Origin of the sequence: Kitasatospora sp. NPDC001603 (genome assembly GCF_040298365.1) — a bacterium.
Classification (GTDB): domain Bacteria; phylum Actinomycetota; class Actinomycetes; order Streptomycetales; family Streptomycetaceae; genus Kitasatospora.
Map to the genome: position 1 here is coordinate 178,620 of NZ_JBEPAA010000006.1, position 15,962 is coordinate 194,581.

A 15,962-nucleotide genomic window follows, 5' to 3' on the forward strand; every position below is an offset into this window, starting at 1 on the left:
CGTGGCCCTCACCCTCGACCTCGTCCCGACGCCCGCCCGGGCGTTACACCGGACGGTCGCGGCGCTCGCCGCCCGGCCCAGCCTGCTCGCGGCCGCCACCGTGCTGCTGGTCTGCGTGCCCACCGGCGAGAAGGACGTCACCGCCGCCGTCCACGTCACCGCCGCCGACCTCGCCTCGCTGGCCCTGGTCGCGGTCACCGCCGTCGAGCTGCTGCGCGGCCGCACCCCCGCGATCGGCCGGACCGCCGCCGTGCAGTTCGGCGTGATCGTGCTCGCCGCCGCCGTCGCCACCGTCGGCTCGATCGACCCGGCCGCCAGCCTCACCGGCTTCGTCCGGCTCACCCAGGTCTTCGTCCTGGTGCCCGCCGCCGTCCTCTGCTCGCTGCGCGACCGCACCGACCGGCGGCTGGTGCTCGGCTCCTTCGTCGCCGCCGCGCTGGTCCAGGGCGTGGTCGGCGCCCACCAGTACCTCACCGGGACGGGCGCCTCCTACACCGGCCGGCCGATCCGCGCCGTCGGCACCTTCGGAGCGCTCGACATCATGGCGATGTCCACCGTGGTCAGCTACGGCCTGCTCGCGGCCCTCGCGCTGGGGCTCGCCGAGCGAGGCCCGGCCGGCCGCCCGAAGCTGCGCCGGGCGATGTTCGCGGCCGCGGCCTTCCTGGCCTTCCCGCTCGCCGTCTCGTTCAGCCGCGGCAGCTGGATCGCCACCGGCGCCGCCGCCGCCGTCCTGTTGCTGCGGGCCGACGCCCGGCTGGCGGTCCGCAGCGCCGTCCTCGGCCTGGCCGCCGCCGTCGTGCTGATCGGCGGCCTCGGCCTCGGGGCCTCCGGCGTCACCGCCCGGATCAGCTCCATCGGCTCCGTCTCGGCCGCCCCCGACCAGTCGGTGTCCGACCGCTACGACCTCTGGTCCACCGCCGGGCGCATCTGGCAGGACCACCCGGTCAGCGGCGCCGGCCCCAAGGCCTTCCAGCAACTGCGCGACAGCAACGCCCCGTTGCGGCTCTCCTCGGGCAGCGACGCGGCCGACTCCACCATCGGCTTCCAGCGCGAACCGCTGCTCTCCCCGCACAACATGTACTTCCTGGTCCTCAGCGAGCAGGGGCTGATCGGCATCGTCGCCTACGCCGCGCTCTTCCTCGGCCTGCTGATCGGGTGCCTGCGCCGGGCCCGGGGCAGCGGCCTCGCGGCGCTCGCCCTGCTGGTCTGGGTCCTGGTCGACTTCCTCTACGCGGACATCGGCGGCACCACCACCGTGCTGACCTCCGTCGTCCTCGGCCTCGCCGCCCGGACCGCCGCCGGCGCCACACCGGAGGCGACCCCCCGATGACCACCGACCGGCCGACCGCGCTCACCCCGACGCTGCCGGCCCCCCGCTCCGCACCCGCCGCCGAGACCACGGCGGCCCCCCGGCGCGGCTTCCTCGCCAAGGCCTTCGGCATCACCGCCGTGCTCAGCGCCGCCGGCTCCGCCCTCGGCCTGCTCCGCGACCTGCTGCTGGCCCGCTACTTCGGCGCCAACCAGGGCACCGACGCGTTCCTGGTCGCCTGGACCGTCCCGGAGACCGCCGCACCGCTGCTGATCGAGGACGCCATGTCCTTCCTCATGGTGCCCGCCTTCGCCCTGGCCCTGGTCCTGCGGGAGGAGCACCCCGACGGGCCCGACCCGGTCCGCCAGCTGGTCCGCGCGACCCTGCCCTGGCTGCTGCTGGCGCTCACCGCGCTCTCGCTCGGCGTCGCGCTCGGCGCCCCCCAGCTGGTCGACCTGCTCGCCCCCGGCCTGGCCGACCCCGGGCTCGCCGTCACCTGCACCCGGATCACCGCCTGCACCGTGCTGCCCTTCGGCGTGGCCGGCTATCTCGCCGCCGCACTCCGGGCGCACCACGGCTTCACCGCCCCGGCCGGCATCTACGTCGCCTACAACGTCGGCATCCTCGGCGTCCTGCTCAGCTGCCAGGCGCTCTGGGGCGTCCGCTCCGCCGCGATCGGCGTCGCCCTCGGCAGCCTGCTGATGGCCGGTCTGCTGGTCGTGCCGTTCCTGCGCCGGCTGCGGTCCGGCCGCGCCGCCGCGGGCCGCCGGGCCCGCCCCGCACTCGTGCTGATCCCGCTCGCGCTGCTGCCGGTGGCCGCCTTCACGCTCACCCGGCAGGCTCAGGTCTTCATCGAGCGCTTCCTCGGCTCCGCGCTGCCGCCCGGCACCATCTCGCACCTCAACTACGCCGCCAAGGTCTCCCAACTGGCCATGACGGCGGCCATCCTGATCTGCACGGTGACCTTCCCGCTGGTCGCCCGGGCGCTCGCCGCCGGGGACCTCACCGCCGCCCGCGACCGGGTCGAGAAGGACCTCGGCCAGGCGGCCGCGGTCGTCCTGTTCGGCACCGCCTTCCTGCTGGCCTGCGCCCCCTCGGTGGTCGCGCTGCTCTTCCAGCGGGGCGCCTTCGGCGCCCAGGACACCGCCGCCACCGCGGCCGTCATCCGCGTCTACAGCTTCGGACTGCCCGCGCAGGCGCTGATCGGCGTGATGATCCGCCCCTACTTCTCGCTCCGCCCGGTGGTCCGCCGCGCCGGCGACCCGCGCACCGACGACGGCGGCCGCCGGCTGCTCGACTGGTACCCGGCCGCCGCCATGGTGCTCGGCCTGGTCGTCACCGTCGCCGTCGGCCTGCTCGCCACGCCCCGCTTCGGCGCCCTCGGCCTGGCCGCCGGGAACGCGGCCGGCATCACCAGCACCGCGGCGCTGCTGCTGCGCGGGCTCGTCCTGCGCGGCATCGCGCTGCGCCTGCGGCTGGTCCTCGGCGGCCACGCCAGGCTGCTGGCCGCCGCCGCCGGGGCGGCCGCCCTCGGCACCCCCGCCGCGGGACTCCCCGCCGACCCCCTGCTCTCGACGCTGCTCGGGGGCCTCACCGTGGCGCTCGCCTTCGCCGCCCTCGGCACCGGTCTCGGTGCCCGCGAGGTGCGCGGACCGGTCCTCGCCGTCGTCCGGGCCCTGTGCCCGCCATCCGTTGCCGATGAAGGGAAGCCTCCCCATGGACGCTGAACGGGGATCCGTACGGTCGGTGCTGTCGGGCGTACGCCGCTCCGGCGCGCCGGCGGCAGCCGGTCCACGGACCGAGGTGCCGCGCGCCGCGGGCCGCCGCCCGGAGGCACAGCTGCCCCGAAGTCGCCGACCCGCCACCCGGGCACCCGTCCAGGAGGCCACCTCGCCGTGGATCCTGATGTACCACTCGGTGGCCGTCGAGGAGGACGACCCGTACCAGCTGACCGTCAGCCCGGAGCGCTTCGCCGAGCAGATCGCCTGGCTCCACCGGCGCGGCCGGCGTGGCGTCTCGGTCCGCGAGCTGATGCGGGCCAGGGCCGCCGGCCGGGCCGACAACATGGTCGGCCTGACCTTCGACGACGGCTACGCGGACTTCGGCCGCTTCGCCGTACCGATTCTGCAGGCGTACGGGTTCACCGCGACCGCCTACGTGGTCGCCGACCTGCTGGGCCGGGCCAACGACTGGGACGTCAAGGGCCCGCGCAAGAAGCTGCTCACCGTCCAGGAGGTCACCGAACTCGCGGCCGCCGGCTGGGAGATCGGCTCCCACGGCCTCGGCCACCAGGCCTTGCCCGGCCTGCCCGCCGACGTCCTGACCACCCAGACCCGGGAGAGCCGGCGCGTGCTGGAGGAGGTCGTCGGCGGTCCGGTCACCGGCTTCTGCTACCCGTACGGCGCCGTCGACCTGCCCGCCACGCTGGCCGTGCGCGACGCCGGCTACGACTACGCCTGCGCCATCGCGCACTCCCCGCTCACCGGCCGCTACGCGCTGCCCCGCTGCTACGTCGGCGACCGCGACGGCGCCTGGCGGCTGCGCGCCAAGCGCGGCCGCCACCGCCTCCGCGACACCGTCACCGAGCTGCGCCGCAACCGCCTCGCGGCACGCTCCGCGTCGAAGGGCCGGGCCGGCGCCGAGCGCGAGGAGACGCAGGGGAGCGCCGGGGCCCGGAGCACCGCGGGCGGGTCCGAGCGCCCCGCCGGGGAGCGGGCGGGCCGGCGGGGGGCCGGCCGGTGAGGGTGCTGCACATCGTCACCGGTCTCGCCTCCGGCGGCGCCGAGCGCCAGCTCCAGCTGCTGCTGCGCCACCTGCCCGCGCACCAGCACTGCGAGGTGGTCGCGCTGACCAACCCCGGCACGGTGGCCACCGCGCTGCGCGCCGAGGGCGTCACCGTCCACCACCTGGCGATGCGCGGCAACCGCGACGTCGGCGCGCTGCCCCGGCTGGTCCGGCTGATCCGGTCCGGCCGCTACGACCTCGTCCACACCCACCTCTACCGGGCCGGCCTGTACGGGCGGCTGGCCGCCCGGCTGGCCGGCGTCCGGGCGGTGGTGGCCACCGAGCACTCGCTGCACGCGGGGGTGATCGAGGGCCGCCCGGTCACCCGCGGCGTCAAGGGCCTCTACCTGGCGGCCGAGCGCCTGGGCACCACCACCGTCGCGGTGTCCCGGCAGGTCGCCCAGACCCTGCACGCCTGGGGCGTGCCGCCGGGCCGGGTCGAGCTGATCCCCAACGGCATCGACGCCGCCCGCTACCGCCGTCCGGACGCCGACCGGGCCGCGGCCCGGCACCGGCTGCGCGCCGACCTCGGCCTCCCGGCGGCGAGCTGGGTGGTCGGCGGGGTCGGCCGGCTGGTGCCCGGCAAGCGGTTCCACGTGCTGCTGGAGGCGCTCGCCGGCCTCGACCCGGCCGCCCGGCTGGTGCTGGTCGGCGAGGGCCCCGAACGCGCCGCCCTGGAGCGGCGGGCCGCCGAACTCGGCGTCCGCGACCGCCTGGTCCTCACCGGCGAGCGCGACGACGTCCCCGACCTGCTGGCCGCGCTGGACGTGCTGGCCGCCCCCTCGACCGCGGAGACCTTCGGCCTCGGCGTCCTGGAGGGCCTGGCGGCCGGCCTGCCGGTCCGCCACAGCGCCTGTCCGGCCCTGGACGAACTCCCGCCGGCCGCCGCACCGCAGGCCCGCCGGATCCCCTCCGACGCCGCCGCCTACACCACCGCGCTGCGCGAGCTGCGCCACCTCAACGACCACAGCCCCGAGCCCCTGCCCCGGCCCCCGGCGGTCGGCCACTACGACATCGTCCGGGTGGCCGCCGACCTCGGCGCCCTCTACGACCGCCTGGCACCCGCTTGAGCCGCCGGCAGCCGCCGAACCCCCGGGCCGCCGGCCGGGCGGCCCCCATATCCAAGGAGCACCCCATGTCCGAACCGCGCCGAAGCGTCCGCAGCCTGGCCCGCCGCTGGTGGCCGGTGGTCCTCGCGGTGCCGCTGGGCGCCGCCGCCGGCGCCGGGTACGCCGTCGTCGCGCACCCCTCGTACGCCGCCAACTCCTATGTGATCGTGGTGCCGGAGAACCAGGGGGAGAGCGCCTCGGCGATCAACTTCGCCCAGGCGTACGGCCGGCTGGCCGGTCAGCCCCAGGTGCTCGCGGCCGCCGCCGCCGAGACCGGGCACAGCCGCACCGAACTGGAGACCCTGGTGCACGGCACCACCTCCCCGGACGCCCCGATGATCGAGATCACCGGCACCGGCGCGCGGCCCCGGGAGGCGGTGCTGGCCGCCGACGCGGTCGCCCGGTCGCTGGTCGCCTTCGCCAACACCAACAGCAAGGAGACCGGCGTCCGGCTGGTCCCGCTGGCCCCCGCCGCCGAGCCCGACAAGCCGACCACGCCGTCCGCGCAGCTGGACGTCGCGGTCGGCGCGGCCGCCGGGGTGCTGATCGGCGCGCTGGTCATGATGACCCGCCGCCGGGGCGGTGAGGCCGGTCCGGCCGCCGTGGCGACGCCCGGCACGGAGCCCGCCGCCCCGGCCACCCCGGGCCCGCGCGCCGAGGAGGCCCCGGCCCCGGCCGAACCGGCCGAACCGGCCGCGGCGGAGCGGCCCGGCACCGGGCAGGCCGTCCCCGAGCAGGCCGCCCCGGCGCAGCCCACGGGCGGGAAGGCAGCCGGCGGGAAGTCGCCCGCCGAGAAGGCCCCGGCGAAGGAGAAGAGCGCCGCCGGGAGCGGTCGATGAGCACCGAGGCGCCGGCCACCACCGGTTTCCCCGCCCAGGCCGGCGCGCCCCGCTGGACCACCGAGCTGCACCGCGAGGACGACGCCCTGGACGTCCTCGCCGAGGAGTGGGACGACCTGGTCACCCGCTGCCGGACGGCCACCTTCTTCCAGGCCGCGGTCTGGCAGCGCTCCTGGTGGCGCCAGTACGGCCGCCCGGGCGACCTCCTGGTCCTGCTGGTCCGCCGGAACGGCCGGCTGGTCGGCGCGGGAGCGTTCCGGCGGCGCCCCGGTCCGCTCGGCGGGCTGACCGGCCTCGGCGACGGGCTGATCGACTTCACCGACATCCTGCTCGACGACTCCTGCGCCGATCGCGCGGCGGCCGAGTTCGCCGGGGCCCTGCCGCTCACCCGCCCCTGGCACAGCCTGGAGCTGCGCGAGGTGCACCCCGAGGCGGCCGTCCAGCGGGTCTTCGAGCAGTGGCGGGGCCGGCGGCGCCGGTTCGGCGACTCGCTCTGCCAGTACCTGCCGGCCGTTCCGATGGAGCAGTTGCTCAAGCGGGTGCCCGGCAAGACCGCCCAGCGCAGCCGGGTGAAGCTCCGCAAGATCGCCGAGGCCGGGGTCGAGGTCCGTTCGACGCCCCCGGAGGAGGTGCCCGAGGCCCTGGAGGGGCTGCTCCGACTGCACTTCGAGCAGTGGCACGAGCGCGGCGTCACCCCGGAGCACCGCACCGGGCGGTTCGCCCGGCACCTCGCCGAGTCCACCACCGGCCTGGTCGCCACCGGCCGCGCCGCGGTGCACCAGTACTGGCTGGACGGCGAGCTGGTCGCGGTGAACCTGCTGCTGCTCTGCCCGTCCTTCGGCGGTCTCTACCTGTACGGCGCGCACCCCCGGCTGCGCGAGCGCCTGGACATCGCCGGTCTGCTGTTCGGGGCGGCGCTGGACGAGACGGTCGACGCCGGCATCCCGCTGCTCAGCCTGTTGCGCGGCCAGGAGCCCTACAAGCAGCGCTGGCGGCCGGACCAGCTGTTCAACCAGCGGCTGCTGTTCGGTCCGCGCGGGCCGGCGCCGGCGGCCGCCGCCCGGGCCGGCTCGGTCCGGGCCCGGCAGGTCGCGGTGCACGTCCTGCGCACCCGGCTGCCGAGGCTCAAGGAGGCGCTGGCGGCCCGCCGGCGGAGCTGAGCCCCGCCCCGCCTGCGGGCCCGGCCGCCCGCCCTCAGCGCCGGGCCGGCAGCCCGCCCGGCGCTGGTGCGGCGGACGGTGAGGGCGGCGTGGAGGGCGAGGGGGACGGCGCCGCGGACGGCGAGGCCGGTGCGGAGGGGGTTCCCGGGGCCGCCGCGGTCGGCGAGGCGCCCGGCGAGCCCGACCCGGCCGCCCCCGGCTGCGGGGTGGCCGCCGGGGGCGCCGGCACAGCGGTGACCGGAGCCCCCTTGGACCCGGCCATCAGCTGCTTGAACCGGCTGCTGGAGCGCGGGTTCTGCGCGCACTGCCAGAACCCGTGCGGGCAGTAGTCGGTGACCGTCTGGTAGCTGGTGTCGTGGGTGCGGATCCACTCCACCATCCGCTGCACGAACTCCGGGTTGTCGCCGTTGCGGAACAGCCCCCACTCCGGGTACGAGACCGGCTTGCCGCGCTTGGCGGCGAACTCGACCTGGTCCTGCAGCCCGTACGGCTCGCGGACGTAGTCGTCGAAGGTGGCGCCGGCGGGCTGGTCGTAGCTGTCCATGCCGATGATGTCGACCACGTCGTCGCCGGGGTAGCACTTGGTCCACGGGATCGCGTCCAGCCCCCGGTTGGGGGTGAAGTCGAAGCGGAACCGCTGACCGGGCACCGAGCGCATCACGGAGACGATCCGCCGCCAGTACGCCTTCCAGGCGGTCGGGTCGGGCTTGCAGCGGTGGGTGTAGGTGGTGCCGTTCATCTCCCAGCCGAGGGTGAGCACGGTGTCCGCCCCGCCGAGCGCCACCAGCCGGCGGGCGAGCCGCAGGAAGTGCCGGTCGAAGTCCCCCCGGACGCCCTGGGCGAGCAGCTTGGCCACCTCGCCGTCCGGCACGGCGGCCTCGCTGGGCACCAGCATCGGGACGCCGAGGATCAGCATCCGGGAGGGGTCGGCCAGCCGCCACTGCGACCACATGCCGAGCACCACCGGCTCGCCCTCGACGTCCGCCCAGCTGTTGCCGGCCAGATAGGTGTGGCCGACCTGCATGTTGGCGTTGTTCAGCCACTGCGCGTAGCGGCCCAGCTGGGGGATGTACTTGTCCCACGAGCCGACGAAGGCACCGAACGGGGCCTCGTGCTTCGGCCGCTGGACGACCGGCCGGGGGGCGGCGCCGCGGGGCTGGAACGCGTCCGAGGAGAGGGCGTGCCGTTCGGTCTGGCTGAGCGGGGTCCCGGTGGGGACGCTCGCGGTGGTCAGCATCAGCAGGGCGGCGGCGGCCAGCGTCAGGCGGCCGAGTCGCATGGTCTCTCCTCCGGCGTCACGGGGCGGGGCAGCGGGACGGACCGTGATGCCCCGCTTGCAGACAGTAGGCCTCGCAGGCGTCGGAAAAGCCGAATGTCACCCTAAAGTGGGCGGTATTCGAACGCCGTCTGCCGCAACGTGCCGTGTATCACCTCTGTAACAGTCCGGACGGCCCTGGAGGCCGTACCGCGGCCGCCCGCCCGGCGCGCCTCCCGGGCGGCCGCGGGTCCGACGGCGCAGGTGGGCGGGCGGATCCGGCGAAGGGCGCGAATCGGCCGGCCGCGCCCGCGCCGCCCCGCCGTCCGGCCGGGTCCGGCTGACTCGTGACGGTGTCGAAAGGTACGCTCCGCCCGTGTCCTGGAAGCCGCTGCGTGTCCTCACCCCCCGATCGATCCTCCCTGCCCTGGCGGTCCTGCTGGTCCTTGTGGCGGGCGCGGCCGCGCATGCCAACAAGCCGGTGCCGTTCGGTGACCGGGTGGCCGGGCCGGGCGGCGCGGACGCCAGCCCGGTCAACTCGCAGTCGTTGGGCGCGGACGGTCTGGAGCTGAAGGTGGGCCCCGGCCTGGAGGCCTACAACCGGGACACCGGCGAGCCCGCCTGGTCCTACCGCCGCGAGGGCGCCACCGCGCTGTACCTGGCGATGGCGGGTGAGAACGCCGTGGTGGTCTGGGACGACGGCCTGGTCACCTCGGTGCGTCCTGGGGACCACGAGGTGCGCTGGCACCGCGCGGTACCCGGCCTGGCGGACTGGATGAGCGGCCAGGGCGAGCCGGGCGCCGAGAAGCGGACCGACGAGCAGCGCAGGCAGCTCCAGCGGGAGCGCGCCGCGGCGGCCCTGCACACCGTCCAGCAGTCCGCGCCCTGGGTGGCCGTGGTCACCCCCGAGCTGACCATGGGCTTCCGCGACGCCGACGGTGACCTCCGCTACAACTCCAAGCCGGCCGGCAACTGCGTCTACGACCCGACCCGCACGGTGGGCACCGACTTCGCGGTGCTCGTGCCGCGCAGCTGCGCCAACAGCACCGGCCAGCCGGTCTCCGGCGGCATCACCGGCTACCGGCTGGACAGCACCGGCTGGCAGCTGCCCGCCGGCCCGGGGGTGTCGCTGAAGGCCCTGGACGGCCGCCGGGTGCTGATCTCGGACGGTCCGATCGTCGGTCCCAAGGTGTTCGACACCCAGGCGGCGGCCCCCGAGGCGGCCTGCGGCAGCCCGGTCGAGCCCTTCGCCGCCGTCCGCCCGCAGGGCAGCTGCGACGCCGCGGAGGACGCCCCGCAGTCCTGAGACCGGTACCCCGGCGGTAAAAGCCTCCGGGCCCCGTCACGGGGCCCGGTAGACTTGCCGTCATGGCTGTTCTCTCCGGGCACTAGCGGACGAGCGGCGCCGCCCCCGGGCGGTCCGCCGGTCTGCCGACGTCGCCCCCTTCCGCTGCCCCGGCCCTGTGCCATGCCCAGGCGCCCGCCCACGTCCCAGGAGTAGTCCCAGCCATGATTTCCGCCAACGCCCTTGAGCTGCGCGCCGGTGCCCGCATCCTGATCGAGTCCGCGAGCTTCAAGGTCGCCCCGGGCGACCGGATCGGCCTGGTCGGGCGCAACGGCGCCGGGAAGACCACGCTCACCAAGGTGCTGGCCGGCGAGGGCCTGCCGGCCTCGGGCACGGTCACCCGCTCCGGTGAGGTCGGCTACCTCCCGCAGGACCCGCGCACCGGTGACCTCGACGTCCTCGCCAAGGACCGCATCCTCTCCGCCCGCGGCCTCGACAGCGTGCTGAAGAAGATGCGCGAGAACGAGGAGCGGATGGCGAACGGCAAGGGCGCCACCCGGGACAACGCGATGAAGAAGTACTCGCGCCTGGAGACGGAGTTCCTCACCAAGGGCGGGTACGCCGCCGAGGCCGAGGCCGCCACCATCGCCGCCGCGCTGGGCCTGCCGGACCGCATCCTCGAACAGCAGCTGCACACCCTCTCCGGTGGTCAGCGCCGCCGCGTCGAGCTGGCCCGGATCCTCTTCTCGGACTCCGACGTGCTGCTGCTCGACGAGCCCACCAACCACCTCGACGCCGACTCGATCGCCTGGCTGCGGGACTTCCTGAAGACCTACAAGGGCGGCTTCATCGTCATCTCGCACGATGTCGAGCTGGTCGAGACGGTCGTCAACAAGGTCTTCTACCTGGACGCCAACCGCTCCGCGATCGACGTCTACAACATGGGCTGGAAGCAGTACCAGCAGCAGCGCGAGGACGACGAGAAGCGCCGCAAGCGCGAGCGGGCCAACGCGGAGAAGAAGGCCGCGACCCTGAACGCGCAGGCCGACAAGATGCGCGCCAAGGCGACCAAGACGGTGGCCGCGCAGAACATGGCCCGCCGTGCGGAGAAGCTGCTGTCCGGCCTGGAGCAGGTCCGGCTGAACGACAAGGTCGCCAAGCTGCGCTTCCCGGACCCGGCGCCCTGCGGGAAGACCCCGCTGACCGCCGCCGACCTCTCCAAGTCCTACGGCTCGCTGGAGATCTTCACCGGCGTGGACCTGGCCATCGACCGCGGCTCGCGGGTCGTGGTGCTGGGCCTGAACGGCGCGGGCAAGACCACCCTGCTGCGGATGCTGGCCGGGGTGGAGAAGCCGGACACCGGCGAGGTGATCCCGGGCCACGGCCTGAAGATCGGCTACTACGCCCAGGAGCACGAGACCCTGGACCCGGAGCGCACGGTGCTGGAGAACATGCGCTCCTCGGCGCCCGACACCGACCTGGTCCAGATCCGCAAGATCCTCGGCTCCTTCCTGTTCTCCGGCGACGACGTCGACAAGCCGGCCGGGGTGCTCTCCGGTGGTGAGAAGACCAGGCTGGCGCTGGCCTCGCTGGTGGTCTCCAGCGCCAACGTGCTGCTGCTCGACGAGCCCACCAACAACCTCGACCCGGCCAGCCGCGAGGAGATTCTGGGCGCGCTGCGCGAGTTCAGCGGCGCGGTCGTGCTGGTGACCCACGACGAGGGCGCGGTCGACGCGCTCCAGCCGGAGCGGATCATCCTGCTGCCGGACGGCGTGGAGGACCTCTGGAGCCCGGCCTACAACGACCTGGTCTCGCTCGCCTGATCCGGCTCCCTTGGTCCGGCCCGGCCTCCGCCTGGCCTGGAGTAGACGCCTCGTCCACCCTTCGGACCAGAAAAACTAGTACTTACGGCGTGTCCGGGAATGAAGAGGTCCGGGATTCCGTTTGAGAAGCTTCCGTCGGCCCGCCACTCGATCGTGGTCGGGCCGACGCTGCTGATCAGCTCTTTCGCGCCGAATGGCGGTATCGCTCCGGGGGCGTGCACTCTGCGTGAGCGCCCTTGTGCGCTCGGATCACCACCGACGGAACGCGCATTCCCGGCATCGACCTTGTCGAATGGGTGGCCAGGAGGCTGTGGATGGGTGATCATGGGAATCTGACCGAGCAACGCTACGAGGAGGCACGGGTGGCCGAGACTCTGAAAAAGGGCAGCCGGGTGACCGGTGCCGCGCGTGAGAAGCTCGCGGCCGATCTCAAGAAGAAGTACGACTCCGGGGCGAGCATTCGCGCTCTCGCGGAGGAGACCGGTCGCTCGTACGGCTTCGTGCACCGGATGCTGAGCGAGTCCGGAGTGATCCTCCGGGGCCGCGGCGGTGCCACGCGGGGCAAGAACAAAGCTACTGCTGGAGCCAGCTCCTGACGGTCCGTCAGTTCTTCGACGGATGACTCGGCGGCAGGGCGCGGGCCGGATGGACGACGTCGGTCGTCCGCCTCCGGTCGGAGCGAACCGGCCGCCGATCGTCATGCCCGCCGCCGTCCGTCCGGGCCCCGCCCGGACCCGTCCGAAACACTGGGCGCCGCTGCCCTGCCGCAGCGCGCCCAGTTTTGTTACTCTCCGGTAGCCAAGTCCCTCGCCACCGGAGGTCCCCGCATGACCGCCCCCGCCACCGACCCGCAGGCCCCGAGCTGGGAGCAGGACGGCGTCCGCCTGGAGATCGACGGCGAACTCGCCGTCGTCACCCTCTGTCAGCCCGAACGGCGCAACGCCCAGTCGCCCGCGATGTGGCGCGCGCTGGCCGCAGTCGGCCGGGAGCTGCCCGGCGCCGTCCGGGTGGTGCTGCTGCGCGCCGAGGGCCTCTCCTTCTCGGCCGGCCTGGACCGCGCGATGTTCACCCCCGAGGGGATCCCCGGCGAGGTCACCTTCCTCCAGCTGGCCGCCGCCGAGGACAAGGACCTCGACGACACCATCGCGTACTACCAGGAGGCCTTCTCCTGGTGGCGCCGGCCCGACGTGGTCACGATCGCCGCCGTCCAGGGCCACGCCGTCGGCGCCGGCTTCCAGCTCGCCCTCGGCTGCGACCTGCGCGTGGTCGCCGACGACGCCCGGTTCGCCATGAAGGAGACCTCGCTCGGCCTCGTCCCCGACCTGGCCGGTACCAAGCCGCTCACCGAGCTCGTCGGCTACGCCCGGGCGCTGGAGATCTGCGCGACCGGCCGCTGGGTCGGCGCCGAGGAGGCCACCGCGATCGGGCTGGCCAACCTGGCCGTCCCCGGCGCGGAGCTGGACGCCGCCGCCCGCGACCTCGCCGCCGCGCTGCTCGCCGCCCCGCGCAGCGCCGTCATCGAGACCAAGGCGCTGCTCCAGGGTGCGGGCGGACGCTCGTACGACGAGCAGCGTTCGGCCGAACGGGCGGCACAGGCTCGCCGCCTGCGCGATCTGGCCGGCATCGGCGACTGACCGCACGAGCACGCCGAAGGCCCGGCTCCGGGGGACCGCCCCCGGAGCCGGGCCTTCGACGTCGCGGTTCCCCCGGTCGCCGCTCCGGGGGCGCGAATCGTGGCGAAATGCCAGAGTTGGAGCGATTTGCGATATAGCTGGAGCCGTACGACGGGAGAACCACCCATGCCTGACACTCCGACGCCCGCCACCATGCACAAGAACCCCTCCACCGCACCCGGACCGGTCGCCCCGGCGGCCGACACCGGCCGGGGGGTGACCGACCGCGGCCGTACCGCCCTGGCCGTCGGTGTGGTCGAGAAGATCGCCGGTATGGCCGCCCGCGAGGTCTCCGGCATCCACGCCCTCGGGTCCGGCCTGTCCAGGACCTTCGGCGCGATGCGCGACCGGGTGCCCGGCGGCAAGTCCGCCGTCGGGCGAGGGATCAAGGCCGAGGTGGGGGAGAAGCAGACCGCCATCGACATCGCCCTGGTCGTCGAGTACGGCGTGGTCATCCCCGAACTGGCCCGTCAGGTACGGGAGAACATCATCGACGCGGTGGAGCGGATGACCGGCCTGGAGGTCGTCGAGGTCAACATCGCGGTCAACGACGTCCATCTGCCCGACGAGCCGGACGTCGAGGAGGAGGAAGAGGAGAGCGTCCCCTCCGGACAGCGGCCCAAGTTGAAGTAGCCCCGTCGGGGGACAGCAGCAGTGGAAGACGAGGAGTAGCGGATGAACCTGGCCATTGTCGGCCTGGTGGTGGGTATGGCCCTCGGCTTCGCCGGCTATTTCGGCGGCTTCGCGGCGTTCCTGCTGGTGGCCGCGCTGGGCGTGGTCGGCTTCGTGGTCGGGCGCCTGCTGGAGGGCGACATCGAGATCGGTGATCTCGGCGACCTGCTGCGCGGCCGCGACCGGCGCCGCTGATGGCGTCCCCCGTCACCCCTGCCACCTCGGCCACCTCCACCACCGCGGTCACCCCCGCCGCCCGCCGCCGCGAGCCCGGCGTCCGCGGGCGGCTGCGGGTGGCCGACCGGGTCTACGCCCGGATCGCCGCCCGGGCCGCCCGTGAGGCGCTCGACGACGCGTGGCGCGGCCGGACGGAGCGGGGTGCGCCGCCGAAGGTCTCGGTCGCCGTGCCGGGCAGCACCGTCACCGTCCGGGTCTCCGTCGAGCTGCCGTTCCCCGCCGACCTCGCCGCGCTCGCCCGGGTCGTCCGGGAGCGGATCGCCGCGCAGGTCGGCGGTCTGACCGGGACGCGGGTCGGCGAGGTGGTGGTGGTCGTCGAACGACTGGTCACCGGGGGGCCGCGGTGACGACCGGGCCGACACCGGACGCCGTTCCGCCGGGCGCTCTCCCGCCGGGGTCGTCGCCGCCGGGTTCGGGTGGGTCGGGCGCTCTCCCGCCGGGGTCGTCGCCGCCGGGTTTGAGTGGGGCGAGTGCTCTCCCGCCGGAGGCCGGCGAGCCCGAGCCGGTCATGGTCAAGGTGCCCCGGCTGCGGGCCCCCCGCACGGTCGCGGCCGTAGTCGTCGCCACCGTCGTGCTGGTGATCGGCGCCGCACTGCTCTACGACGTGATCGCCGTGCGCACCGGGCACGCCGCCCGCCGCTGGCGGGCCGAGGTCGCGGACGAGCTGGCCACCCGCCACCTGGACGACCCCTGGGTGCTCGTCGGCGCCGGGGTGGCCGTCCTGCTCGGGGCCTGGCTGCTCTGGCTCGCCCTCGCCCCCGGGCTGCGCCGCTGGCTGCCGCTGCGCCCGCTCGGCGGGACCTCCGCCGCCATCGACCGCGCCGGCGTCGGCACCCTCCTGCACGACCGGGCGGCCGGACTGCCGGGCATCGAGCACCTCACCGTCCGGGTCAGCCGTCGCCGGGTGAAGGCGGTGCTCACGGGCCCGGCCGACCCGGCCTCGGTGCAGCGGCAGCTGCGCGCGGAACTCGCGAAGATCGGCCTGGCCCGGCCGCTGCGCCTCGACGTCCGGGCGAAGCGGGGCGGGGGCGGCGCGGGCGACGGCGCCGTGCCCGGGCCGCCGGAAGGCACTGCGGAGGTCCCGGGCACGCCGGCGGCCGGCGGGGTCGGCGGGGTCGGATGAGCGGGACACCGCCCGGAGCCGGGCGGCGGAGGACGGACACGCGGGTGAAGGCCGGACGAGGAGGGGTGGTGAGGGTGCGGTGAGTCGGTCCACCGTCAACCGGGTGCTGCTGGGCGCCGCCGCCGTGCTGCTGCTGGCGGTCGGCCTGCTGGTGCTGGCCGGCGGGCTCGACCTCTACGCACGGCTGGGGGTGGACCCGCCGAGCCGGTGGCCGCTCACCTCGCCGGACCAGCCGGTGGTCAGCTCCAGCTCGCGGACCCGCTGGTCCGACGAGACGTGGTGGTGGCCGGCCGTGACCGCCGGGCTGGTCCTGGTCGTCCTCGGTACCGGCTGGTGGCTCTTCGCCCAGCTGCGCCGCAGCGGCCCGGCGACCGTCGTCCTCCCCACGCCGGGGGTGGGCGGACTGCGGCTGCGGCTGCGCACCCGGGCCCTGGAGGAGGCGCTGGAGACCGGGACGGTGGCCCTTCCGGAGGTCGAACGGGTCAGCGTCCGGCTGCTGCGGGGATCCGGTCGGCAGCGGCTGCGGGCGGCCGTGCGGCTGACCCCGGGCGGTGGTCCGGCGGAGCTGGTGGAGCACTTCGAGACCGGCCCGCGCGGTGACGCCCGCGCCAGCCTCGGCCTGGCCGAGCTGCCCGCCGAACTCCGGGTGCGGGTGCAGGCGGCGAAGCCGGCCGCCGCGCGCGGGCGCGGCGG

At 75.2% G+C, this 15,962-nt stretch carries 16 protein-coding genes; 15 read left to right on the forward strand and 1 reads right to left on the reverse strand.

Annotation, left to right across the window (positions count from 1 at the left end; genetic code table 11):
- Position 1: 1 nt before the first annotated feature.
- The 6 genes from ABT263_RS06815 (at position 2) to ABT263_RS06840 (ending at position 7,201) form a co-directional block, all read left to right on the forward strand.
- Entirely contained in the window at positions 2 to 1,330 is a 1,329-nt protein-coding gene (locus tag ABT263_RS06815) for an O-antigen ligase family protein (RefSeq protein ID WP_352288326.1), read from the forward strand.
- Positions 1,327 to 3,036, forward strand: coding sequence for a lipid II flippase MurJ (locus ABT263_RS06820; protein WP_352288328.1), 1,710 nt, complete (start codon positions 1,327 to 1,329; stop codon positions 3,034 to 3,036). Before ABT263_RS06815 ends, ABT263_RS06820 begins: the two co-directional genes overlap by 4 nt.
- On the forward strand, positions 3,026 to 4,051 hold the full coding sequence (locus ABT263_RS06825) for a polysaccharide deacetylase family protein (RefSeq protein ID WP_352288330.1): 1,026 nt from the start codon (positions 3,026 to 3,028) through the stop codon (positions 4,049 to 4,051). The genes ABT263_RS06820 and ABT263_RS06825 overlap by 11 nt, the downstream gene beginning before the upstream one ends.
- Complete coding sequence (locus tag ABT263_RS06830; protein WP_352288332.1) at positions 4,048 to 5,163, forward strand: glycosyltransferase; 1,116 nt, start codon at positions 4,048 to 4,050, stop codon at positions 5,161 to 5,163. The genes ABT263_RS06825 and ABT263_RS06830 overlap by 4 nt, the downstream gene beginning before the upstream one ends.
- 65 nt (positions 5,164 to 5,228) lie before the next feature.
- Positions 5,229 to 6,041: a Wzz/FepE/Etk N-terminal domain-containing protein gene (locus ABT263_RS06835; RefSeq protein ID WP_352288334.1), complete on the forward strand. Its 813-nt coding sequence runs from the start codon at positions 5,229 to 5,231 to the stop codon at positions 6,039 to 6,041.
- Complete coding sequence (locus ABT263_RS06840) at positions 6,038 to 7,201, forward strand: GNAT family N-acetyltransferase (RefSeq protein ID WP_352288336.1); 1,164 nt, start codon at positions 6,038 to 6,040, stop codon at positions 7,199 to 7,201. The genes ABT263_RS06835 and ABT263_RS06840 overlap by 4 nt, the downstream gene beginning before the upstream one ends.
- Before the next feature lie 34 nt (positions 7,202 to 7,235).
- On the opposite strand, the gene ABT263_RS06845 is transcribed toward ABT263_RS06840, so the two are convergent.
- Positions 7,236 to 8,480 (reverse strand): glycoside hydrolase family 26 protein, encoded by a 1,245-nt coding sequence (locus tag ABT263_RS06845; RefSeq protein WP_352288339.1) that lies wholly within the window; start codon positions 8,478 to 8,480, stop codon positions 7,236 to 7,238.
- A 352-nt stretch (positions 8,481 to 8,832) separates the two neighbouring features.
- Here ABT263_RS06845 and ABT263_RS06850 point away from each other — a divergent pair, with 352 nt between their 5' ends.
- From ABT263_RS06850 to ABT263_RS06890, 9 genes are all read left to right on the forward strand, one after another.
- The gene (locus ABT263_RS06850) at positions 8,833 to 9,762 is read left to right on the forward strand and encodes a PQQ-binding-like beta-propeller repeat protein (protein WP_352288342.1); all 930 of its coding nucleotides are present in this window, start codon (positions 8,833 to 8,835) and stop codon (positions 9,760 to 9,762) included.
- Between the two features lie 203 nt (positions 9,763 to 9,965).
- Positions 9,966 to 11,564, forward strand: a complete 1,599-nt coding sequence (locus tag ABT263_RS06855) for an ABC-F family ATP-binding cassette domain-containing protein (protein WP_329490117.1) — start codon at positions 9,966 to 9,968, stop codon at positions 11,562 to 11,564.
- Positions 11,565 to 11,926: 362 nt separating this feature from the next.
- The gene (locus tag ABT263_RS06860) at positions 11,927 to 12,160 is read left to right on the forward strand and encodes a helix-turn-helix domain-containing protein (protein WP_049658450.1); all 234 of its coding nucleotides are present in this window, start codon (positions 11,927 to 11,929) and stop codon (positions 12,158 to 12,160) included.
- Positions 12,161 to 12,391: 231 nt separating this feature from the next.
- The gene (locus tag ABT263_RS06865; protein WP_352288345.1) at positions 12,392 to 13,198 is read left to right on the forward strand and encodes an enoyl-CoA hydratase/isomerase family protein; all 807 of its coding nucleotides are present in this window, start codon (positions 12,392 to 12,394) and stop codon (positions 13,196 to 13,198) included.
- 165 nt (positions 13,199 to 13,363) lie between these two features.
- Complete coding sequence (locus tag ABT263_RS06870; protein WP_352288348.1) at positions 13,364 to 13,870, forward strand: Asp23/Gls24 family envelope stress response protein; 507 nt, start codon at positions 13,364 to 13,366, stop codon at positions 13,868 to 13,870.
- A gap of 42 nt (positions 13,871 to 13,912) precedes the next feature.
- Complete coding sequence (locus ABT263_RS06875; protein WP_329490120.1) at positions 13,913 to 14,104, forward strand: hypothetical protein; 192 nt, start codon at positions 13,913 to 13,915, stop codon at positions 14,102 to 14,104.
- Positions 14,104 to 14,493: a hypothetical protein gene (locus ABT263_RS06880; RefSeq protein ID WP_352288351.1), complete on the forward strand. Its 390-nt coding sequence runs from the start codon at positions 14,104 to 14,106 to the stop codon at positions 14,491 to 14,493. Before ABT263_RS06875 ends, ABT263_RS06880 begins: the two co-directional genes overlap by 1 nt.
- A gap of 161 nt (positions 14,494 to 14,654) precedes the next feature.
- Positions 14,655 to 15,269 (forward strand): DUF6286 domain-containing protein, encoded by a 615-nt coding sequence (locus ABT263_RS06885; RefSeq protein WP_352288353.1) that lies wholly within the window; start codon positions 14,655 to 14,657, stop codon positions 15,267 to 15,269.
- A gap of 79 nt (positions 15,270 to 15,348) precedes the next feature.
- Positions 15,349 to 15,962 (forward strand): alkaline shock response membrane anchor protein AmaP (locus tag ABT263_RS06890; RefSeq protein ID WP_352288356.1); only part of this gene is annotated, 614 nt, incomplete at its 3' end.